At 41.0% G+C, this 21,856-nt stretch carries 19 protein-coding genes; 12 read left to right on the plus strand and 7 right to left on the minus strand.

All coding sequences use genetic code 11. The annotated features are described in order from the left end of the window. Positions 1-134: 134 nt before the first annotated feature. The gene (gndA, locus tag WG891_RS20555; RefSeq protein WP_337264307.1) at positions 135-1,541 is read right to left on the minus strand and encodes an NADP-dependent phosphogluconate dehydrogenase; all 1,407 of its coding nucleotides are present in this window, start codon (positions 1,539-1,541) and stop codon (positions 135-137) included. A 794-nt stretch (positions 1,542-2,335) separates the two neighbouring features. Here gndA and WG891_RS20560 point away from each other — a divergent pair. From WG891_RS20560 to WG891_RS20615, 12 genes are all read left to right on the plus strand, one after another. Then, positions 2,336-3,463: an LPS O-antigen chain length determinant protein WzzB gene (locus WG891_RS20560; RefSeq protein WP_337264306.1), complete on the plus strand. Its 1,128-nt coding sequence runs from the start codon at positions 2,336-2,338 to the stop codon at positions 3,461-3,463. A gap of 87 nt (positions 3,464-3,550) precedes the next feature. Further along, positions 3,551-3,946 (plus strand): sugar 3,4-ketoisomerase, encoded by a 396-nt coding sequence (locus WG891_RS20565; RefSeq protein ID WP_337264305.1) that lies wholly within the window; start codon positions 3,551-3,553, stop codon positions 3,944-3,946. Positions 3,947-4,080: 134 nt separating this feature from the next. Then, positions 4,081-5,184 (plus strand): DegT/DnrJ/EryC1/StrS family aminotransferase, encoded by a 1,104-nt coding sequence (locus WG891_RS20570; RefSeq protein WP_337264304.1) that lies wholly within the window; start codon positions 4,081-4,083, stop codon positions 5,182-5,184. Next, on the plus strand, positions 5,181-6,431 hold the full coding sequence (locus WG891_RS20575; protein ID WP_337264303.1) for an O-antigen translocase: 1,251 nt from the start codon (positions 5,181-5,183) through the stop codon (positions 6,429-6,431). Before WG891_RS20570 ends, WG891_RS20575 begins: the two co-directional genes overlap by 4 nt. A 10-nt stretch (positions 6,432-6,441) precedes the next feature. Next, positions 6,442-7,779 carry a hypothetical protein gene (locus tag WG891_RS20580; protein WP_337264302.1) on the plus strand — a complete coding sequence of 446 codons (1,338 nt, stop codon included), beginning with the start codon at positions 6,442-6,444 and terminating at the stop codon, positions 7,777-7,779. Then, the gene (locus tag WG891_RS20585; RefSeq protein WP_337264301.1) at positions 7,766-8,677 is read left to right on the plus strand and encodes a glycosyltransferase; all 912 of its coding nucleotides are present in this window, start codon (positions 7,766-7,768) and stop codon (positions 8,675-8,677) included. The genes WG891_RS20580 and WG891_RS20585 overlap by 14 nt, the downstream gene beginning before the upstream one ends. Then, the gene (locus tag WG891_RS20590; RefSeq protein ID WP_337264300.1) at positions 8,674-9,573 is read left to right on the plus strand and encodes a glycosyltransferase family 2 protein; all 900 of its coding nucleotides are present in this window, start codon (positions 8,674-8,676) and stop codon (positions 9,571-9,573) included. Before WG891_RS20585 ends, WG891_RS20590 begins: the two co-directional genes overlap by 4 nt. Positions 9,574-9,711: 138 nt before the next feature. Next, the gene (locus tag WG891_RS20595; RefSeq protein ID WP_337264339.1) at positions 9,712-10,176 is read left to right on the plus strand and encodes an acyltransferase; all 465 of its coding nucleotides are present in this window, start codon (positions 9,712-9,714) and stop codon (positions 10,174-10,176) included. Positions 10,177-10,312: 136 nt separating this feature from the next. Next, positions 10,313-11,143 (plus strand): glycosyltransferase, encoded by an 831-nt coding sequence (locus WG891_RS20600; protein WP_337264299.1) that lies wholly within the window; start codon positions 10,313-10,315, stop codon positions 11,141-11,143. A gap of 106 nt (positions 11,144-11,249) precedes the next feature. After that, positions 11,250-12,194, plus strand: coding sequence for an NAD-dependent epimerase/dehydratase family protein (locus tag WG891_RS20605; protein WP_337264298.1), 945 nt, complete (start codon positions 11,250-11,252; stop codon positions 12,192-12,194). Next, positions 12,191-13,228: an MraY family glycosyltransferase gene (locus WG891_RS20610; protein ID WP_443006220.1), complete on the plus strand. Its 1,038-nt coding sequence runs from the start codon at positions 12,191-12,193 to the stop codon at positions 13,226-13,228. The genes WG891_RS20605 and WG891_RS20610 overlap by 4 nt, the downstream gene beginning before the upstream one ends. A gap of 118 nt (positions 13,229-13,346) precedes the next feature. Beyond that, positions 13,347-15,233 carry a polysaccharide biosynthesis protein gene (locus WG891_RS20615; protein WP_337264297.1) on the plus strand — a complete coding sequence of 629 codons (1,887 nt, stop codon included), beginning with the start codon at positions 13,347-13,349 and terminating at the stop codon, positions 15,231-15,233. Positions 15,234-15,503: 270 nt separating this feature from the next. Here WG891_RS20615 and rfbD read toward each other — a convergent pair whose 3' ends face one another. From rfbD to WG891_RS20645, 6 genes are all read right to left on the minus strand, one after another. After that, complete coding sequence (rfbD, locus tag WG891_RS20620) at positions 15,504-16,373, minus strand: dTDP-4-dehydrorhamnose reductase (protein ID WP_337264296.1); 870 nt, start codon at positions 16,371-16,373, stop codon at positions 15,504-15,506. Next, on the minus strand, positions 16,370-16,906 hold the full coding sequence (gene rfbC / locus WG891_RS20625) for a dTDP-4-dehydrorhamnose 3,5-epimerase (protein ID WP_337264295.1): 537 nt from the start codon (positions 16,904-16,906) through the stop codon (positions 16,370-16,372). The genes rfbD and rfbC overlap by 4 nt, the downstream gene beginning before the upstream one ends. A gap of 1 nt (position 16,907) precedes the next feature. Continuing rightward, positions 16,908-17,777, minus strand: coding sequence for a glucose-1-phosphate thymidylyltransferase RfbA (gene rfbA / locus WG891_RS20630; protein WP_337264294.1), 870 nt, complete (start codon positions 17,775-17,777; stop codon positions 16,908-16,910). Between the two features lie 14 nt (positions 17,778-17,791). Then, positions 17,792-18,856: a dTDP-glucose 4,6-dehydratase gene (gene rfbB / locus WG891_RS20635; protein ID WP_337264293.1), complete on the minus strand. Its 1,065-nt coding sequence runs from the start codon at positions 18,854-18,856 to the stop codon at positions 17,792-17,794. 223 nt (positions 18,857-19,079) lie between these two features. Further along, positions 19,080-20,099, minus strand: a complete 1,020-nt coding sequence (galE, locus tag WG891_RS20640; protein ID WP_337264292.1) for a UDP-glucose 4-epimerase GalE — start codon at positions 20,097-20,099, stop codon at positions 19,080-19,082. Positions 20,100-20,700: 601 nt separating this feature from the next. Continuing rightward, a protein-coding gene (locus WG891_RS20645) for an IS3 family transposase (RefSeq protein WP_337264291.1) occupies positions 20,701-21,821 on the minus strand; the annotation gives its coding sequence in 2 pieces (ribosomal slippage) (positions 20,701-21,563 and positions 21,563-21,821; 1,122 coding nt in all). Between the last annotated feature and the right edge of the window lie 35 nt (positions 21,822-21,856).

The raw sequence follows: 21,856 nt of genomic DNA on the forward strand, positions 1-21,856 counted from the left end.
GGGGAACCGATCGCGTTTATTGGGTTCTTTCTGGTGACTCATCACGAGTACTAAAATCGGTGTTTTTACATTCCCAATAAAAAAAAGCCGCCGGGCGTTAACCTCGGCGGCTTTTTATCATTTAACAATCGGGATTATTCCATCCATTCGGTATGGAATACGCCTTCTTTGTCGGTACGTTTGTAAGTATGAGCACCGAAGTAGTCACGCTGCGCCTGGATCAGGTTAGCAGGCAGCACCGCTGAGCGATAGCTGTCGTAATAGGCGATCGCCGCAGAGAAGGTTGGCGTCGGGATGCCATTCTGCACCGCATAGGAAACCACATCACGCAGCGCCTGCTGGTATTCGTCAGCAATCTGCTTGAAGTAAGGGGCCAGCAGCAGGTTAGCGATGTCGGCATTTTCCGCGTAGGCATCGGTGATTTTCTGCAAGAACTGAGCGCGGATGATGCAACCGGCACGGAAGATCTTGGCGATCTCACCGTAGTTCAGATCCCAGTTGTTTTCCTTGGAAGCGGCTTTCAGCTGTGAGAAGCCCTGCGCATAGGAAACGATTTTGCCCAAGTACAAAGCGCGGCGCACTTTTTCTACAAACTCGGCTTTATCGCCGCTGAAGGCAGCGACTTTCGGGCCGGTCAGCACTTTGGATGCCGCAACGCGCTGGTCTTTCAGCGAGGACAGGTAACGCGCAAACACCGACTCGGTAATCAGCGACAGCGGTTCACCCAGATCCAGTGAACTCTGGCTGGTCCACTTGCCGGTGCCTTTGTTAGCTGCTTCATCCAGGATCACGTCGACCAGGTATTTACCCTCTTCGTCTTTCTTGGTGAAGATGTCTTTGGTGATGTCGATCAGGTAGCTGTTCAGTTCACCTTTGTTCCAGTCGGCAAAAGTTTCTGCCAGTTGCTCGTTGTTCAGGTTCAGCGCCTGCTTCAGCAGAGAATAGGCTTCTGCAATCAACTGCATATCGCCGTATTCAATACCGTTGTGCACCATTTTCACATAGTGCCCGGCACCGTCTGCGCCGATATAGGCCACACAAGGCTCACCTTCGGCTACGGCAGCGATTTTCTTCAGGATCGGAGCCACCAGTTCGTACGCTTCTTTCTGGCCACCCGGCATGATAGAAGGCCCTTTCAGCGCCCCCTCTTCACCACCGGAAACGCCGGTGCCGATGAAGTTGAAGCCTTGAGCAGACAGTTCACGGTTACGGCGGATGGTGTCCTGATAGTAAGTGTTACCGCCATCGATCAGGATGTCGCCTTTTTCCAGGTGCGGAGTCAGAGAGGCAATGGTTTTGTCCGTCGCTTCGCCCGCTTTCACCATCAGCAAAATGCGGCGCGGCTTTTCCAACGATGCGACAAACTCTTCGACGGTGTAGTAAGGGGCCAGGTTTTTACCCGGATTCTCAGCAATAACCTCGTCAGTTTTGTCGCCTGAACGGTTAAAGATAGAAACGGTGTAACCACGGCTTTCGATGTTCAATGCCAGATTGCGGCCCATTACCGCCATGCCGACAACGCCGATTTGTTGTTTGGACATTAGGAACTCCTGTCTGAAGATAACACCTGCATCACGGCTCACGGCCAACAGGTTTTTTGATGTGGCTCACATGTTAACTCAGGATTGAGGGCGGTGGGTAGTGATTGGTGCGATAGGTCACAGAATGGGAATGAATAGTGCTTACATTAGGCCAACTCTATATCATTTCTAGCGAAGGTAGATATTTTAGGGTTCGTCATCCTTAATTCTGAGTTTGATACTCACATTTTGACACTTAGATGTCGTGAAAGTTGGACCGCTCATCTGATTTATATTGAAAAAATGTTCAACTATACCATTGATACTTCTAGTAGCATGGATTCAGGTACATCACACAACGAGGGCCCACCTCTTCAAGAACTGCTTAAATAATTTATATGAACGCTGATCCAATGCCAAGCGTAGGACTCCATTTTCGCTTGCTGACCGATCTACACATCAATCACACTCCTAATTTGAGCAAAAAACGCTCACAACCTTGCTCTGATTAACGAAAACTTATCTGAGTGTGAGCAGCCTTGTTGCAACATTTTTATTAATAGTTTTTGCTGAAAAAAGTTTGCCAAATGCTATAATGCAGTCTTTTTAGAAGATTCTTCCCACAGCGTATAGGCATAGACTTGACAATCGGCGCAATATTTTTCTTGACGCCGTACAGACTTGGTTTCAAGTACTTTGGTTGCTTCACGCCAAGGGCGGTAGCGTGCCTTAAGCAAATATAGCAATTTAAGATAATGCCTATTTTCTTTCACAAAGCCTGGATTTTCTGATTTTATACAGTAATAGGGTGTTTTATGTCTGAGCGACTTCCTTCTCCACCATCTCCAGTTCATAGTACAAATACTAAAACAGATGGTTTTTCTCCGTACTTACCTTTTAATAATAATAACGAAACAAGTTTCTTCACATTGCTATCACTACTATGGTGTAAACGTTGGTTGATCATAGCAATAATAGTAAGTTTTATATCGATTGCAGCAATATATACTTTTATAGCTAAAGAAAAATGGACCGCTACTGCCGTATTATTACCTCCACGAGTTGCTCAATTGGGTAATTATTTAGAGTTGCGTCGTGACTACGGATTGATAATTGATCAAGTCGTTGAGCCAAAGAGCTTAAGTGTGCAACTATTCAATGAATTTATTGAATTTGCGAGTATGACTGATGAGAAAATGGCATTTCTGCAAAAAAGTGATTATTATCAAAGAAGTATTAAAAAACTTAACAGTGCTGAGGAGAAACAGAGTTGGCTTCTCAAAGCAGCAGAGAAACAATTAAATGTCAAAGAAAGTAAGAATATAAAAGACGAGTCAAGCTTAATCATTTCAATACAAGCAGACGATGCAAGCACTGCAAAAAACCTGTTGGAGAATTATATTAAGATCACTAATGAAAAAACATTTAACGTGGTCAACTCGGAATTATTGAATAACATTAACGCGAGAGTTAACAAATTACAGAAAGAGCGTCAGGATATTATTTTTGATGCAAAAGCGAAACGTAAATCAGAAATAAAGTTATTACAAAACGCTCTGGCCATTGCACGGAAAGGTGGTATTAATAGCTCTCTCTACTCAAGCTTTTCAGATAAAGAAGGTAATGTAGATTCAACTAATAAATATCATTTTATGATAGGAGAGAAAATAATAGCTGCCGAATTAGAACAATTACAGCAATCTGAGCCTTTATATTCTGTACGCTACTATCAAATCGAAAATGAATTAAAGCAACTAGCTGTATTAAAGCAGAAAAAAGCCGAAGCTCAATCGTACTCATATGAATTAAGTCCATTGTTACCAACTCAACGAGATGCACCTAAGACAATTTTGATATTAATATTGGGTGCGTTCGCGGGTTTAATTTGTGGCATTGCTGTAGTGCTAGTACAGCATACAATTAATATGGCACACAAAAAATAGATATGTGACTTTACAGCGAATATAACGATCGTTCTTTCTGACTAGAGTCGGTAATGTTAAAAGTAATATTTAGTGGTGGGGGAAAGCATGGATATTAAACTAATACCACTTCAAACTCATGGTGATGAACGTGGTTCTCTTGTTTCACTTGAAGAAGGTAAAAATATTCCGTTTACAATTAAACGAGTATATTACATGTTTAGCACTAAATCTGGAGTAAGACGTGGTTTTCATGCACACAAATGCTTAAAACAAGTAGCAATTGCAGTAAGGGGGTCATGCCGATTTTTGTTAGATGATGGTAAAGAAAAGATAGAGGTCGTATTAGATAACCCTGGCCAAGGATTACTCATCGAATCATTTATGTGGCGAGAAATGTACGATTTTTCTGACGACTGTGTCCTGATGGTACTTGCAGATCAATACTATGACGAATCTGATTATGTAAGAAACTATGATGAATTTTTAAAGCAAATTAGTTGATAGCACATTATTTAATATATTATTAAGATGTGTTTAACTCGTCAGTAGCAACCATATAACAATTATCAATATGTTTATTAGTTATTGCACCATTCACTAACCCCTAATAACATCGTCATTAAAGAGAATAAATAATGATCAGCTTCTTGAATTTAAAATCAATCAACGCAAGATATGAAAAAGAGTTGAAAGCAGCTTGCTCACGAGTTATTGACTCTGGGTGGTATATTATGGGCGATGAATTAGCCAAGTTTGAACAACAGTTTGCAAAATTCTGTGGTGTAAAACATACAATTGGTGTTGCAAATGGATTGGATGCATTAACACTTGTTCTTCGCGCTTGGAAAGAGATGGGTAAGATCCACGATGGCGATGAGGTCATTGTTCAGGCAAATACATACATTGCATCTATCTTAGCTATTACTGCTAATAATTTAAAACCAATCTTGGTTGAGCCAGATCCGCTAACATTTAATCTTTCGATTGAAAATATTCACGCCAAAATTACCGATAAGACAAAAGTAATCCTACCAGTACATCTATACGGCCAGTTGTCTCCTATGCCCGAAATAATGGATCTTGCAAAACAATATAGCCTATTGGTTTTAGAAGATTGTGCTCAATCACATGGAGCAGAAACTAATGCTAAAAAGGCCGGCACATGGGGACATGCTGCGGGCTTTAGCTTTTATCCCGGTAAAAACCTGGGAGCTTTAGGTGATGCTGGTGCTATTACGACAGATGACGATGAATTGGCAAGTGTCATTCAAGCACTTCGTAATTACGGTTCCCATAAAAAATATGAAAATATCTATGCAGGCGTTAATAGTCGCCTTGATGAATTACAAGCAGCGATGCTAAGTGTTAAACTTAACTATCTAAATGATGAAATAAAATCTAGGCAAGAGATAGCTAGAAAATACCTAGCCGCTATTAATAACGATTTAATAACCTTGCCATTTGTATCTCATGAGGCTGGTCACGTATGGCACCTGTTTGTAGTGAAAACAAAACATCGTGATCTACTGCAACGCCATTTAGAAAATAGTAATATTCAATCATTAATTCACTACCCTATCCCACCCCACAAACAAAAAGCATATGCAGAGTGGTATAAGCTATCACTTCCAATAACGGAGGCTATCCATGAACAAGTTTTATCTATACCTTTAGATCCCACTATGAGTTCGGAGGATATAAACGTAGTGATTAAAGCTTTGAATGAATTTACTGTATGAGTAAATTATTAAAAGTCACTGCGATGACAGGTTTATTGACGCTAGTAAAGATGGCAATAGGGTTTATTATTGCCAAAGTTGTCGCTATCTATGCTGGACCGTCAGGCATGGCTATGCTCGGTCAGGTACAGAGCTTGGTGAATGGCTTTAACGGGGTAATAAATGCCCCGGTAAGTAACGGAGTTGTACGTTATACCGCAGAATTCAATGAGCAAGGCTATGAAGCTTGCTCTCCGTGGTGGAAAGCTGCACTACATTGGGCTTTAATACTCTCATGCATATTAATTCCAGTAGGATTAATTTCAGCCCAAAGTCTTTCTTTGTTTCTTTTCAGAGAGCAGTCATATAAATGGATAATTTATGTCACAGTTATTGCTTTGCCATTAACAGCAATAGGTTCCCTGGTTAACTCTGTAATTAACGGACAGCAGCGCTATAAGCTATATGTGACCCTCGGGATGGTATCGGCAATAGTGTCAGGTACCTGTATGATAATCTTGATCATATACGCCAATCTGAATGGGGCGCTACTTTCAGCAGCATTACAGTCCGCACTCATTGGTTTAGTCCTTATTCTTTTTTCACTAAGGCAACCTTGGTTAAAGTTTAGGTATTGGTGGGGACTTGCCCCTAAGCAAGCATATAGAGCTATAGGTGGCTATATCCTCATGGCTAGTGCAACTGCACTAGCTATGCCGGTATCCTTAGTTCTGCTGCGTAATATATTAGTAAGCCATGTCGGTTGGGATTTGGCTGGGCAATGGCAAGCTGTGTGGAAAATCTCTGAAGTTTATCTAGGCGTTTGCACTATGGCTCTAAGTGCCTACTATCTACCTAAACTATCAACTATCAAAGGCTTTGAAAATACTAAGCTAGAAATAAAAAACACAGCAAAAGTCATTTTGCCATTAGTGACTATTATGGCCGTGTGTATTTATTTTTTACGCGATATATCTATTACAATTCTTTTCACAGAACAGTTTCGGCAAGCTAGGGATTTATTTGCAATACAGTTAATTGGAGATGTAATTAAAATTGCCAGTTGGCTCTATGCTTTTCCAATGATTGCCCGAAATGCAACAAAATGGTTTATATCTACTGAGCTAATCTTTTCATCAACGTTTGTTATACTTGGTTATTTCTTCATTAAAAAATTCGGTTTGCAAGGAGCCAATATTGCATATCTATTGAACTATGTGATATATCTTCTTTTTATGGTATTTAACTTAAAAAGATTTTCAAGTTAAGCTAAAATCTATGACTAATAATCAATTTATAGAGTTACTACACTCAGAATTAAATTCATATATTATAGTTCTCATTTTTATATTGATTTTTTATTATTTTATGTTCGGGAGAAATATAACACATATTGCAGATCCTCTAGCCATTGGTTATGTTTCTCAAGCTTTTTCATGTTCTGTCGTGATTTTTATTTTCCTTGAAGATCGCCTAGATGATGATTATTTTTTTTCATTCCTATTTACAGAGTTAGCATTCTTATTGCCGCTTGTTTTCATGGGGGCTAAATACAAGATGTGCTATGCTGAAAAAATCAGCAATGCATCGCTTGCAAAAGAATGGGAGGCTAATTATTCGATTTTTTATTCAACAACTTTGATTATTTTTATAATCACGACGATTATATATTTTTTATTGGCTGGGATCCCTGTTCTAAACCAAGTATCACGCTTAGATACTAACGAATCACTAGGTGCACTTTCTTGGTTTACAGATATATATTGGATTTGTTTACCTTCATTGGTAATAATCAAAAGATATGTTTTTTTACGAAGAAGAACAACGGATTATATTCTCATAAGTTTGTGTTTTCTCTGTTTACTTGCAAAAGGTGGGAAATCTGATTTCTTTTTCATGATAATTTCATTATTTTTGGTCAAGGAAATATTTCAAATCAGAGGGTTAGATAAAGTAGTTAATTACTTATCCTATATATCCCCACTCGTTATTATCAGCTTAATGGTAATTATATTTAGTGTATGGAACTCGAAGGATAGCGTTTTAAGTGCTTTTTTCGAAAGATTTGTCCTCTTCGGTGATGTCTTTTACCATGGATATAGTAAAGACTTTATGCAATCTCTTCCTGATAATATTTATCTGTGGGATTATTTCTTTGGTGGTACTATAAATAAGATTAGAAGTTTATTAGGTATGCCAATCAAAGAAAAAGTTGTTTTCGGCTATGAAATATCGAAATATTATTACAATATATCTAGTGGGATTGGACCAAATGCTAGGCACAATATTTTAGGTTTGTATTTACTGGGGCCTTATATATCTATCATATTCTCTTTTTTATTTGGTCTGGCTTATTTATTCATTCGTTCAGGAAAGTGCTTAATAAATAAAAGCACTAGTAGGTACTCGCTAAGAGTATTTTTTTATGTTATGTCTATTACATATTCATGTTTCTTTTTTGTAGATCCTTCACTCCTTTTAGGATTCTATTTGAAAATATTAGCTGTTTTTTCATTGCCCTTGCTTTTATCTATTTTAAAAAAGTGCTTGCTTTATTATATCGCCAATAAGTCTCAATGTACTCACGCAGTAGGTAATGAAGATGTCATTAAGTAATAAAAGCTCTTTAACAATAATAGTACCTTTGTTTAATCAAGCAATATATGTCGAAGAGTGCCTTTCGTCTATTGAAAAGATTACCTCTATTGATATGGTTCAACTTATCATAATAGACGATTGCTCTAAAGATAAGTCAGTAGATATAGTTGAAGCATGGTTAGCAAAGCCACGTATGCATTCACAAATAAACTTCGACATTCTCTTTTTAAAAAATGAAGTTAATTTAGGTATTTGTGCTTCGTTAAATAAAGCATTATCTTTCGCAAAGTTTGATATTATTTCACTTTGCGCTGCTGACGATATACTTCTTCCTGATTCATTAAGTAAGAAAGTAGCTAAACTTAAAGAGTCAAATTATGATGCATTACTAAGTGATGTTTACATAATTAATGAGCATTCTGAGATAGTATCAAAAAACGCATACAAAAGCTATTTTAAGGCAAATACTAAAGCACTGAGTAATGATAGTTTCCTAGTTGGTGAGATCATAACTAATTGGTGTATACCAGGTCCAAGTGCGCTCATAAAAAGGACCGCATATGAAAAAATAGGTAATTATAATACTAAATTAATGGCTGAAGACAGAGAGTTTTACTTGCGACTTTTTCGTGATTGTAATGTAACTTTCGATTTTGAACCTATAGCTGCTTATAGAATTCACAGCACAAATATTTCAAAAGAGTCAACATTTAGAAAGAAAATGAATGAAGAAATCAGAGCCACTAATGCGCTGCACTCTATCTATTGGATTGGTATCAATAAATGGTTTTTATATTCATATTCCTTAGGTGACAGAAATGGAGTCATTGTTGAAAAAATACTTTATTTCTATAGCTGCATCATCAGAAGAATTTTACGCTCAGCATTTAAGATTAAGGTATTCTTTTTAGCATGAAAAGTAATGTTTGCAGTATTATTGTCACATACAACCCAAACCAATCTGACTTGCAATCGCTTATAGACTCAATGACTGCTCAAGTTGAGCATATTATAATCGTTGATAATAACTCTTCAGTGAAAGTTAGTTTAATTAATACTCCATGTAGCCTAGAGCTTATTACTCTTGATACTAATGTTGGTATTGGTAAAGCCCAGAATATAGGGGTTGCGAGAGCGAAGGAACGAGGACATGATTTTGTCTGTTTGTTCGATCAGGATAGTAAGCTTGAAACCGGATTCATTTCAAGCTTGGTAAAGGCATATCATGCCTTAACTGCAGAAGGTATTAAAGTTGGAGCTCTGGGGCCACTCATCGTAGACGAAAGAAGTAATAAACAATTTCCTTTTTATACTTACGATGGTTTTAGACGGAATGTTATATACCCGGAGTCCGTTAAAGGAAAATATATAGAAACACACCAACTCATATCTTCAGGCACTTTTTTTAGCACTTCAGTTTGGTCGATAACAGGGGGTAATCACGAAGGCTTCTTTCTAGAGTACGTCGATACCGATTGGTGCCTAAGAGTAGTCAATTTAGGGTACAAAATATTTAGCGTAAAAGAAGCAAAGTTAATTCATAAGCTTGGTGATGACAGAAGAAAGCTATTTGGTATTATTGATATTCCTGTTCATGCAAATTATCGCTACTTTTATGTTTTCCGGAATGGCCTCTTTTGCAGTTTATACCGTCCGTTCCCTATCGCATGGCGAATTTACAATTTATTTAGATTGGCTTCATTCTCAATAATAATGTTAATTATAAAACCAAAAAAAATTAACTTGCTTAAGTACATTCTATTAGGAACATACGATGGCATCAGAAAATCCTTCTCTCGAAACCTATTTTAATAAAGTGCCCTCCCCTTCACAGTAACATTTAATTCCTCATGATTTTAGGGCGAATATTAATTAATAATGTTAAGGTTGATGGTAAACATAGCTTTATCTATGCCTAAAACTATAACCAGTTAAGAAAAAAGGCAAATGATGTATATTCATAAACTAAGCGATGTGCAAACGAAAAATATAGGAGAAGGTACTAAAATTTGGCAATTTGTTGTCATTTTAGAAGGTGCTAAAATAGGCAAAAATTGCAATATTTGCGCCAATACTCTTATTGAGAATGATGTTATATTGGGGAATAATGTTACCGTTAAGTCGGGTGTTTATATTTGGGATGGTGTAACTATTGAGGACGACGTTTTTATTGGTCCTTGCGTAGTCTTTACAAATGATAAATTTCCCAGGTCAAAAATTTACCCCGATGTTTTTTCCAAAATTTTGATTAAGAAAAATGCTTCTATAGGGGCAAATGCAACTATTTTACCTGGCATTACTATTGGCGAAAACAGCATGGTAGGAGCTGGGGCCGTAGTTACAAAGGATGTACCAGCTAATGCTGTTGTAACAGGCAATCCAGCAACTATCATTAAAATGTTAGCCTCAGAATGATTTGGCTAAATGACGACGAGGATACTCATTTTTCTAACCATGCCTAAGTTCGCTCGAATCACGCATAGGTATTTTGCTATCCCGGCGTGTAAACGATATAAGTTAAACTTAATTTAAGTAAATTTGACACCCTGATATGAATATAAAAGAAATAAAATTTAGTGTATTAATGTCACTTTATTTTAAAGAATCAGAAAAATATCTTCATGCCTGTTTTTCCAGCATTTATAATCAGACTTTGCCATGTACAGAATTAGTCTGCGTATATGATGGACCACTTACTGATGAACTTGAAGACGTTGTTACCGATTGGAGTAAGCGGTTACCTATTAAGGTAGTTCGTTTAACTAAAAACGTTGGTCTTGGTAATGCTCTCAATGAGGGACTCAAGCACTGTAGTTACGATTTAGTTGCAAGAATGGATACTGATGATGTCTGTTTGGATACTAGATTTGAAGAGCAAATTACATATATGGCAGCTAATCCTAAAACAGTATTATTAGGAAGTAGTATTTATGAATGTGCGTCTGATATAAATAAGATTACATCAATCAGAAAAGTACCGACTGAGAATGATGATATTATAAAGTTTGCAAGACTTAAAAACCCTTTCAATCATATGACTGTCATGTTTAATAAGTCTGCAATCATAAGTGTTGGTGGTTATAAACATCATTACTTCATGGAAGACTATAACCTTTGGTTACGAGTTATGGCTAAATCATTTCCTGTTGCCAACTTAGATAATTCACTTGTAATAGTTAGAGCGGGAGCTAATATGCTTTCGAGACGAAGTGGTATCTCTTACCTCAAAAGTGAATATAAGCTAGCCAAGTTGAAGTACACCCTACATTTTCAATCATTGCTGCCAGCCATAATTACCTTTTTGATCAGAGGTGCTCCACGTATACTGCCACTTACCCTACTAAGTTATATTTATAAAAAATCACGTGCAAGTGATCATTAAAATATTTATAACTGACAGTAAAGAATATATTTTATTTTAAAATATCCATCGGTATAGCTTAGGTTATTCATCTATTTAGTTCAGGCTTTTATCAAAAGGGTACAGTGTGAACATTCTGGTTACAGGTGCAACAGGCTTTGTTGGCAGTCGTTTGATCTCAGCACTTCGAAAAAAGGAGTATGTTGTGATTGGTACAACTCGTCGCACAACAGACGATACATCCGGCCTGATTAATGTGGGGGATATCTCAGAACTCACAAATTGGTCAGATGCTGTAAAAGGGTGTGACGTGATTGTTCATACTGCAGGCCGGGCTCATATTTTAAATGACGATGCTGTTGATCGTTTAACTGAATTTCGGCGAGTCAATCGAGATGCGACATTGAAACTTGCAGAAGACGCAGCTGCAGCCGGCGTCAAACATTTTATTTTTATCAGTTCTATTGGTGTCAACGGTAATTCTACGCATGGTGTCCCCTTTACTGAGCAATCCATTCCACAGCCAATCTCTGATTACGCTATTTCAAAACTTGAAGCAGAAAAGGCTCTGAAGGAAAAATGTGCTGAGAGAGGAATCGCTCTTACCGTGATCCGTCCAGCACTGATTTGTGGCGAAAATGCTCCCGGCAATATTCGTCGTTTACTCAAATTAGTCTCAGTTGGTCTCCCTATGCCTTTTAGAGGTGTTAGCAACAAACGCAGTATGGTATCACTCGATAATGTTGTAAATTTTATCATGACATGTATCGAGGACCCTCGCTCAAAAAACGAGCTCTTTGTGCTAGCAGATGAAGATAAACCCACTACCGAAGAAATTATACGCACATTTGCTGATGGTATGAATAAGCCAGCACGGGTTATCTGGTTTCCATCATTCTTATTAAATGTAGTACTGAGGTTTATAGGGAAGAAAAGTATTTATGAACAACTCTATGGCTCGCTTGATATCGACGCTTCATACGCTTCCCGTCAGTTAGATTGGCACCCTAAAGTTTCTATTTTTACAACCATGAAAAAAACTGCTGAGTTTTATGTGAAGGATGTTAAATGATGCTAGTATCGGGCATTGCTATTACTATTTTTATCCTCTCGTTTATTTTAACGTTTGGACTACGTATCTATGCCTTAAAGCATAACGTCATCGATATTCCTAACCAACGTAGTTCTCACTCAATTCCTACACCACGCGGTGGGGGTGTATCCATTGTCATCTGTTTACTCTTTGGTTTGGTGCTGCTTGCATTGCTTGATTTAGTGACCTTATCATTGATGTTCTCGTTCCTGCTTGCTGGCGGTATTACAGCATTGATTGGTTTTCTTGATGATCATGGACATATTGCGGCCCGCTGGCGATTACTGATGCACTTTTTGGCCGCAACTGCCGGATTATTCTTTCTGGGACAATTTCCGGTAATTGACTTACTCGGATACCCGTTTTCTGCAGGCTGGGTAGGTATGATTTTCGCTCTAGTCTATCTAGTTTGGATGCTTAATCTCTATAATTTTATGGATGGTATTAATGGATTAGCAAGCATGGAAGCCATTTTTTTCTCTGTAGCTTCTTTATTAATCCTGTTTATCTCTGTTCCAAATGCTGAACATACAGCGCTATTTATTATCTCACTGCTTTTAGGAAGTGCGACTCTAGGATTTATTTTCTGGAATTTCCCCCAAGCGAAAATTTTTATGGGTGATGCAGGTAGCGGATTTCTTGGTATCACCATTGGCCTTATCGTTTTACACATTGCACAACTGGACAGTAAACTTTTCATTGCAGAGATTTGCTTGTTGGGGATCTTCATCGTTGATGCAACACTAACGTTGTTGCGCCGTTTACTCTCCGGAAAAAAATTTTATGAAGCCCATGCAAGCCACACTTACCAAATACTTGCACGCAAGTACGCTAGTCACAAACCAGTGACTATCGGAGCATTCCTCATCAACTTGGTTTGGTTGACTCCCTGCGCTTTAATGATTGCCTCAGGTATCATACCTGGTATATTTGGTCTCGTCGTTGCATGGTTGCCGCTGCTCATTATCTCCTGGCGTTGCGGAGCAGGAGTAAAAGACAGGTCTATCGCTTGACGTTCTATTTGGTTATTTTAAGTCTCACTGTATTCATTTAAGGCTGTGATACCACATCCCTATATTCTGTATGAAACAACTATCGGCTAGTGCTCAAAAGGGCCAATTGGTTACTACTATGCTTACCTTTCTACTTTCTTTACCAAGATCAGTTAAAAGAATTATCACACTGGCGATTGATGTTATCTTATTGCTGTGTGCTTTTTGGTTAGCATTTTGGGTTCGTATTGACTCAATGACACCGGTAAGAAGCGCTCAGCATTGGCTTTTAATATTACTTATAATCACATTTACCCTAGCTTTCTTTGTTAAGCTCGGGCTATATCGCGCGGTTCTTCGCTACATTACAGCAAAAGTGCTAGTTGCTGTTGTAGCAGGAATGGTTGCATCATCAATTTTGCTTGTTATTGCTGGTTTTTATACCAACCTTTATCTTCCACGGACAATACCCATTATCTATTTCTCTTTTGGCTTACTCATGATTGCTGGCTCAAGATTAGCGATACGCATGCTGATTAACCGTGGATTAAAAATGGGTACCAAAGTGATCATTTACGGTGCAGGAGCCTCGGGCCGGCAATTATTACCAGCGTTAAGCCAGGCCGCCGAGTATTATCCTGTCGCATTTGTTGATGATAATCCACGTTTGCAAAAAATGGTAATACATGGTGTTAGCGTATATTCTCCCAAAAAACTCGCGTGGTTGATTGAAAAGTACCAAGTTACAAAAGTGCTTTTAGCAATGCCTAGTGCTAGCCGTGCTCGTAAAAATGAAGTCATCAAAAAACTAGAAGGTTTGCCTTGCGAAGTCCTTTCTATCCCAGGTATGGTTGATCTTGTAGAAGGTAAAGCAAGAATTGATAGCTTACAAAAAGTGTCTATTAGTGATCTGCTTGGGCGTGACCCCGTTACGCCTATCCCTGAATTAATAGCGCGAAATATTCTTAATAAATCTGTTATGGTTACCGGTGCGGGCGGTTCAATTGGTTCTGAACTCTGTCGACAAATATTGCAAAACAACCCAAAAATATTAGTGCTTTATGAAATATCTGAATTCTCTCTGTATTCTATTGAGCGAGAGTTAGCTGAAATTATTAACAAGGGCAAACTTTCAACCAATTTATATCCTATTTTGGGAAACGTACAAGACCAGGAGCATATTGAGCGAGCATTAAAGAGCTTCAGTATCGAGACTATTTATCATGCCGCAGCATACAAACATGTTCCATTGGTTGAGTATAACGTTGTTGACAGTGTCAGAAACAATATTTTCGGCACATTGGCTTCTGCAAAAGCAGCAATCAATTGCAACGTATCTAACTTTGTACTTATTTCTACTGATAAAGCTGTTCGCCCAACCAATACGATGGGAGCGACGAAACGCATGGCTGAGCTTATATTGCAAGCGCTCGCCGTTGAACAGCTAAGTACTTGCTTCAGTATGGTGAGATTCGGTAACGTTTTAGGTTCCTCGGGCTCCGTGGTGCCTTTATTTGAAAAACAAATTGCTAAAGATGGTCCTATTACACTTACCCACCCGGACATTATTCGTTACTTTATGACCATTCCCGAAGCAGCTCAGCTCGTTATTCAGGCTGGTGCAATGGGGAATGGTGGAGATGTGTTCGTGTTAGATATGGGTGAACCAGTAAAGATTATTGATTTAGCGCATCGGATGGTATCGCTAAGTGGATTTACGCTTCGAGATAGCAACAATCCAGATGGTGATATTGAGGTTAAAATCACTGGGCTACGCCCGGGAGAAAAACTCTTTGAAGAACTACTGATTGGCGAAAATGTCATGGTTACTCAGCATCCACGGATCATGGCAGCGAATGAGGTTATGCTCCCATGGGAGCAACTCAGCGAGTACCTGGATGAAATCAATCATGCCTGTAACCACTATGATTTGGAAGCTATCCGTGCAATCCTTTTAAAAGCGCCGACGGGGTTTAAGCCCACCGATCAAATTTGTGACATTCTCAAGATGAATACGCCGTACTAGATCAGCTAATTTATAAATACTGAGTTTGATAAAGCACAAAAGAAAGAACACAGTCTAAGAAAGGGGCTGTTGACGTTTTAGATTAGTCGCTGTAAAGCTACCAATGTGAAACGTCAACAGCCCCTAATCGTTTATTATAACCAAACAGCGAATTCGCGTCGCGTAATGAAAATAATGTAATAAAAAAGGGCGCAGTAGTTCCCTACCATGCCCCTGATAATGACTACAATTCACAGCCAGATAAGAGTGAAAATGAACCGATATACTTTTCTATACCCTTACTAGGTTTACTGCTGCCACAACATCATCAACTCTGTCTCTCCATCGAGATAAAGAAATGCCCTGTTGCTGAATCTTTTCGCAGTTAAGCACCGAATATTTTGGTCTTCTCGCAGGTGTTGGATATTGCTCTGTGCTAATCGCCATCACAACCGGAGCTTTAGCGAGCTCTTCCAACTTTACAGCAGAGGCGAAAATGGCTTCTGCAAACTCATTCCATGCCACTTGGTCATCACCACAGAAATGATAAACGCCCCCATCGGCCTTCTTTCTCAGCAGGTCTATAATGGCTTGCGCAATATCACCAGCATAGGTTGGGCAACCAAACTGATCGGCAACAACGTTCAGAACGTCACGTTCTTTGCCCAACCGCAGCATGGTCTTCACGAAGTTATTACCATATTCACTGAAAACCCAGGCGGTGCGAATGATCAAAGCATCAGGTTGGATCTGGCTGACGGCAATTTCACCATCTAGCTTAGTTTTGCCATAAACCCCCAACGGATTGGTTGCTGCAGCCTCAAGATATGGCGTATTGGCCTCACCATCAAAGACATAATCGGTAGAAACATGCACCAAGCGGGCACCAATTTCATTTGCTGCCAATGCCAGGTTTTTTGGACCAGTCTCATTAATTAGGGCGGCAATCTTTTGATCAGACTCCGCCTTATCAACCGCAGTGTAGGCTGCCGCATTGACAATAACATCAGGCCGATAGTCCGCCACTACCTGCTTCACTTTGGCCAGATCGGTAATATCAAGCACATCGCTATCTGTCGCCAGCACATCCCAACCGGTTGGTAAACGATCACAAAAACAATTACCTAGCTGCCCTTTAGCTCCCGTGAGCAATACTTTCATTGGCCTAACTCCTTGAACAATTTGCCCAGTTTATCTTTTTCAGACAGTAATGGGTTTTCAATCGGCCACTCGATCCCAACAGCAGGATCGTTCCATAACAGGCACCCTTCATGCGCAGGGTTATAATAATCTGTGCATTTATACTCGAAGTCCGCAACGTCAGAAAGCACCACAAAACCATGTGCCAAACCTGGTGGGAGCCAGAACTGCGCTTTGTTTTCTTCGGAAAGAATCACACCTTCCCAAACCCCGTAGGTTGGTGAGTCTGGGCGAATATCCACCGCGACGTCAAATACCTCGCCACGCACGACTCGTACCAATTTGCCTTGAGGGTTAACTTTTTGAAAATGCAGCCCACGTAATACACCACGTGAAGAACGTGAATGGTTGTCTTGCACAAAATCCAGGCCAATATCCAGCATTTCCTGATAACGTTTCTTCTCATAGGTTTCAAGGAAAAAACCGCGCGCATCCCCAAAGACCTTAGGCTGGATGATCTTCACACCATCAATTTTAGTATTTGCTACTTGCATTTTATTTCTCCACGATCAATTGCGCTAAATATTGCCCGTAGAGGGTCTTGCTGAGCAATTTAGCCTCTGCCATAACCTGATCACGAGTCAACCACCCTTTGCGGTAAGCAATTTCCTCAAGACAAGCGACTTTAAATCCTTGACGTTTCTCAATAGTATGGATGAATTGAGATGCTTCAATCAGGCTGTCGTGAGTACCGGTATCCAACCACGCAAAGCCCCTGCCAAGTAATTCAACACTGAGCGCGCCTTTGTCCAGGTACATCTGATTGAGCGTAGTGATTTCCAGCTCACCACGTGCAGAAGGTTTAACCTGCTTGGCCATTTCAACAACGTGTTGGTCATAGAAATAGAGCCCAGTAACGGCCCAATTTGATTTAGGTACTGTGGGCTTTTCTTCCAGTGACAACGCACGGAAGTGATCGTCAAACTCCACCACGCCAAAACGCTCGGGATCCATCACCTGGTAGCCAAATACCGTCGCTCCCTGATTACGCTCTACAACAGATTCAAGCTTTTTACCAAAGCTCTGCCCAAAGAAAATGTTATCCCCCAATACCAGAGCACAACTGCTGCCATTGATAAACTCTTCGCCAATCAGGAAAGCCTGTGCCAACCCATCTGGGCTCGGTTGCACTTCATAGCTCAGAGAAATACCGAAACGGCTACCATCACCCAACAAGCGTTTAAACGACGGCATATCGTCTGGTGTGGAAATAATCAGAATATCGCGGATCCCTGCCAACATGAGTACAGAAAGCGGATAGTAAACCATCGGCTTGTCATAAATAGGCAAAAGTTGCTTTGAAACACCACGAGTAATGGGATATAGGCGAGTGCCTGAACCACCTGCTAAAATAATGCCTTTCATTGGTACACCTTAAATTAATGAGTCAGCCCAAGACGTTCACCCGCATAGGAACCGTCTTTTACACGGCTCCACCAAGCGTTATTACCCAGATACCATTCAACCGTTTTTCTAATACCACTTTCAAAAGTTTCTTGTGGCTTCCACCCCAGTTCGCGTTCGATCTTAGACGCATCAATCGCATAACGCATATCGTGCCCAGGACGATCGGTAACAAAAGTGATTAGCTCTTCATATTTGGTCAAGTTAGCCGGTTTATTCGGCACCAACTCATCCAATAAGCGACAAATCGTTTGTACAACTTCTATGTTTTTCCGCTCGTTGTGCCCACCAATGTTATAGGTTTCGCCCACTTCGCCTTCACAAACCACCTGGTACAAGGCGCGGGCATGATCCTCTACATAAAGCCAGTCACGCACTTGCGCGCCATTGCCATAGACCGGCAAAGCCTTTCCTTCCAATGCATTAAGGATCGTGAGTGGTATCAGCTTTTCTGGGAAATGATAAGGACCGTAATTATTTGAACAATTCGTTACCAGAGTAGGCAGACCATAAGTCCTCAGCCAAGCTCTAACCAGGTGATCGCTAGCCGCTTTGGAGGCTGAATAAGGGCTGCTTGGCGCATAAGGTGTGGTTTCAGTGAACAGATCGTCAGTGCCATGCAGATCACCGTACACTTCATCGGTTGAAATATGGTGGAAACGGAATGCTTTTTTGGCCACCTCGTCCAAGCGTTGCCAATACTGGCGCGTTGCTTCAAGCAAGGTGTAGGTACCCACAATGTTTGTTTCAATAAACGCCGCAGGGCCGTCGATGGAACGATCGACATGGCTTTCAGCCGCCAAGTGCATCACCGCATCGGGCTTAAATTCAGCGAAAATGCGATCTAATGCCGGGCGATTGCAGATATCCACTTGTTCAAATTGGTAGCGTTCATTACCTGCGATCGCCGTTAACGACTCAAGATTGCCTGCATAAGTCAGACTATCCAGCACGAGGATCTGGTCATTCGTATTGTTAATAATATGCCGGGCAACGGCCGAACCAATAAAACCAGCACCGCCGGTAACGATAATCTTCATATAACCCTCTATAAAACTGCACCGCCTGGCAGAGCACCAACCAGACACATATATTTATGATTTAAAACACCGTATGGTGTTTTTATTCTTGTTAACCTGATGATTATTAATCGACTAAAAATAAAACAGATAAAAAACACATCCAATAAAGTGCAATATTTTAAAAGAGCGGCTTAACTTCCACTCTTGGATGTTGATAAGAAAAACCGAGAACTGGCAGCACTCACGACCGGCAATAGCCTTGAGGATTTTTACGCTGCCAATTCCACGTGTCGCGCATCATGGCATCAAGACCACGCTTTACCTCCCAACCAAGTTCCTGCTTAGCCAGCTTAGCATCAGCCCAGAACGCCGGAAGATCCCCATCACGACGTGGCAGAATCTGATAAGGAATTGTTACTCCAGAAGCTTTCTCGAATGCATGAACCATTTCCAGCACGGAATAGCCAACGCCAGCGCCAAGATTATAGGCTTTAAAGCCACCAATTTGCCGCAGATGATCCATCGCCATTAAATGGCCTTCAGCCAGATCCATAACGTGGATATAATCACGCACACCAGTCCCATCTTTGGTTGCATAATCACCGCCGAAGATCCCTAACTTCTCCAGTTTGCCGATCGCCACCTGAGCAATGTATGGCAACAGGTTGTTCGGAATGCCATTAGGATCCTCACCAATCAAACCCGACTCATGGGCACCGACCGGGTTAAAATAGCGCAGGGCAATAATAGAGAAATGTGGTTCTGCCTTGGCAAAATCTTGCAGGATCTGCTCGACCATTAATTTAGAGGTGCCATATGGGCTAGTTGTGCCGCCAATCGGCGTGGTTTCAACATAGGGAACCGGCGAGTTAGCACCATATACGGTAGCAGAAGAGCTGAAGATAAACTGATGCACACCGGCACGGCGCATTTCATCCAGCAACACCAAGGTGCCGGTGACATTATTCTGATAGTACTCCAGAGGCTTGCGGGTGGATTCCCCTACCGCCTTCAGCCCAGCAAAGTGGATCACCGCAGAAATGTTGTGGCCATCAAAAATGCGGTTCAGGCATTCCGCATCCTGCACATCACCCTGGTAAAAGAGCGCCGCTTTACCCGTTAGTTGTTCCACACGCTGCAACGATTCTTCAGACGCATTGGATAGATTGTCTAACACCACCACATCTTCCCCCCGTTCCAGCAATGCTAGAACCGTGTGGGAACCAATGTAACCAGCACCGCCAGTAACTAAAATTGCCATTGTTATTCCTTATGAGCACGTTAAGCGCTAAAAATCATGAATCCACTACGCTCTATTCTACCTGCGAAATTTTTAACGACTACCTGATTACTTTAATAAAGAGGGTATTTACGCAGGTAATAGAAATAATTCCTCACCAAATATCACCCACTTTCGGTATAAATACTTTTGCGTATGTCTCATAACATTATCTCCAAAGCTTTCTCTCATCATTAGTGTAGGAAAAGCATTTATAATTCTAGATTCATGCGCGGTGGCACTAGAACATACTCAGCAATGTCGTCATTCTGAAGGAGTCAAGAATTATTACAGTCAATATAAATATATGTAACATTATCACCAGATAAAATAACAAACAACAGTACACTTGCAATATACAGATGAAAGACATTAGCGCATAATAACAAAACAAAGATATCTAAAAGGACACTATATTATGTTTTTAAGTAATTGCAGCATTATTTTTTGAGTAAAATCGGACCATTTCTTACCTAAGTAAACTTTGTTAGATAAAAGTCTCATTCTAAAATTAAGTATAAGGCACTTTAATGGAAAAAATAATCCAATTCAGCTGACCTGCCCCCAGGATTAGATACAACCTTCAGTTAGTAATGTCGGTTGGTTTTTCTTCATATTTCCTGTTTCGCCAGTCCGTTGCGAATTCAGCTGGTGTCTGGTAATCCAGCGATGAATGGGGACGGCACTCGTTATAATCCTGCCGCCAGTCATTAATCGTTTTCCGGGCATGGATAATATCCCTGAACCAGTGTTCATTCAGACACTCATCGCGAAAGCGTCCGTTAAAACTCTCAATAAATCCGTTCTGCGTTGGCTTACCTGGCTGGATAAGCCGTAGTTCCACACCATGCTCAAAGGCCCATTGATCGAGCGCGCGACAGGTAAATTCCGGGCCCTGATCGGTTCTTATTGTCGTCGGATAGCCCCGAAACAACGCGATGCTGTCCAGAATACGCGTGACCTGAACGCCTGAAATACCGAAAGCAGCGGTGATCGTCAGACACTCCTTCGTCAAATCATCCACACAGGTCAGGCACTTGATCCTGCGACCGTTGGCCAGTGCGTCCATAACGAAATCCATAGACCATGTAAGGTTCGGCGCATCCGGGCGCAGAAGCGGAAACCGTTCGGTCGCCAGCCCTTTACGGCGTCGTCTGCGTTTTACGCTCAGTCCATTAAGGTGGTAAATACGGTATACCCGCTTGTGATTGACGTGAAGGCCCTCCCTACGCAGCAACTGCCAGATGCGCCGATAACCAAAACGTCTGCGTTCAAGCGCCAGCTCAGTAATACGCCCTGATAAATGTGCACCAGCAGCCGGACGCTGAGCATCATAACGGCAGGTCGACAGGGACAAACCTGTAAGCCTGCAGGCACGACGTTGCGACAGACCGGTCGCATCACACATCAACACCACGGCTTCCCGCTTCTGGTCTGTCGTCAGTACTTTCGCCCCAGAGCCACCTGAAGCGCCTCCTTATCCAGCATGGCTTCGGCAAGCAGCTTCTTGAGCCTGGCGTTCTCTTCCTCAAGCGACTTCAGGCGCTTAACCTCGGGCACCTCCATACCGCCATACTTCTTACGCCAGGTGTAAAAGGTGGCGTCGGAAATGGCGTGCTTACGGCAGAGCTCACGGGCAGAAACCCCGGCTTCAGCCTCGCGGAGGATACTGATGATCTGTTCGTCGGAAAAACGCTTCTTCATGGGCATGTCCTCATGTGGCTTATGAAGACATTACT

Source organism: Serratia sp. MMO-28 (assembly GCF_037199905.1).
In the GTDB taxonomy this organism is placed as follows: domain Bacteria; phylum Pseudomonadota; class Gammaproteobacteria; order Enterobacterales; family Enterobacteriaceae; genus Chania; species Chania oryzae.

Excerpts from the sequence above, each read along its gene's own strand:
- gndA (WP_337264307.1), bottom strand. The coding sequence starts at position 1,541 with ATGTCCAAACAACAAATCGGCGTTGTCGGCATGGCGGTAATGGGCCGC.
- WG891_RS20560 (WP_337264306.1), top strand. The coding sequence starts at position 2,336 with ATGTCTGAGCGACTTCCTTCTCCACCATCTCCAGTTCATAGTACAAAT.
- WG891_RS20565 (WP_337264305.1), top strand. The coding sequence starts at position 3,551 with ATGGATATTAAACTAATACCACTTCAAACTCATGGTGATGAACGTGGT.
- WG891_RS20570 (WP_337264304.1), top strand. The coding sequence starts at position 4,081 with ATGATCAGCTTCTTGAATTTAAAATCAATCAACGCAAGATATGAAAAA.
- WG891_RS20575 (WP_337264303.1), top strand. The coding sequence starts at position 5,181 with ATGAGTAAATTATTAAAAGTCACTGCGATGACAGGTTTATTGACGCTA.
- WG891_RS20580 (WP_337264302.1), top strand. The coding sequence starts at position 6,442 with ATGACTAATAATCAATTTATAGAGTTACTACACTCAGAATTAAATTCA.
- WG891_RS20585 (WP_337264301.1), top strand. The coding sequence starts at position 7,766 with ATGTCATTAAGTAATAAAAGCTCTTTAACAATAATAGTACCTTTGTTT.
- WG891_RS20590 (WP_337264300.1), top strand. The coding sequence starts at position 8,674 with ATGAAAAGTAATGTTTGCAGTATTATTGTCACATACAACCCAAACCAA.
- WG891_RS20595 (WP_337264339.1), top strand. The coding sequence starts at position 9,712 with ATGTATATTCATAAACTAAGCGATGTGCAAACGAAAAATATAGGAGAA.
- WG891_RS20600 (WP_337264299.1), top strand. The coding sequence starts at position 10,313 with ATGAATATAAAAGAAATAAAATTTAGTGTATTAATGTCACTTTATTTT.
- WG891_RS20610 (WP_443006220.1), top strand. The coding sequence starts at position 12,191 with ATGATGCTAGTATCGGGCATTGCTATTACTATTTTTATCCTCTCGTTT.
- WG891_RS20615 (WP_337264297.1), top strand. The coding sequence starts at position 13,347 with ATGCTTACCTTTCTACTTTCTTTACCAAGATCAGTTAAAAGAATTATC.
- rfbD (WP_337264296.1), bottom strand. The coding sequence starts at position 16,373 with ATGAAAGTATTGCTCACGGGAGCTAAAGGGCAGCTAGGTAATTGTTTT.
- rfbC (WP_337264295.1), bottom strand. The coding sequence starts at position 16,906 with ATGCAAGTAGCAAATACTAAAATTGATGGTGTGAAGATCATCCAGCCT.
- rfbA (WP_337264294.1), bottom strand. The coding sequence starts at position 17,777 with ATGAAAGGCATTATTTTAGCAGGTGGTTCAGGCACTCGCCTATATCCC.
- rfbB (WP_337264293.1), bottom strand. The coding sequence starts at position 18,856 with ATGAAGATTATCGTTACCGGCGGTGCTGGTTTTATTGGTTCGGCCGTT.
- galE (WP_337264292.1), bottom strand. The coding sequence starts at position 20,099 with ATGGCAATTTTAGTTACTGGCGGTGCTGGTTACATTGGTTCCCACACG.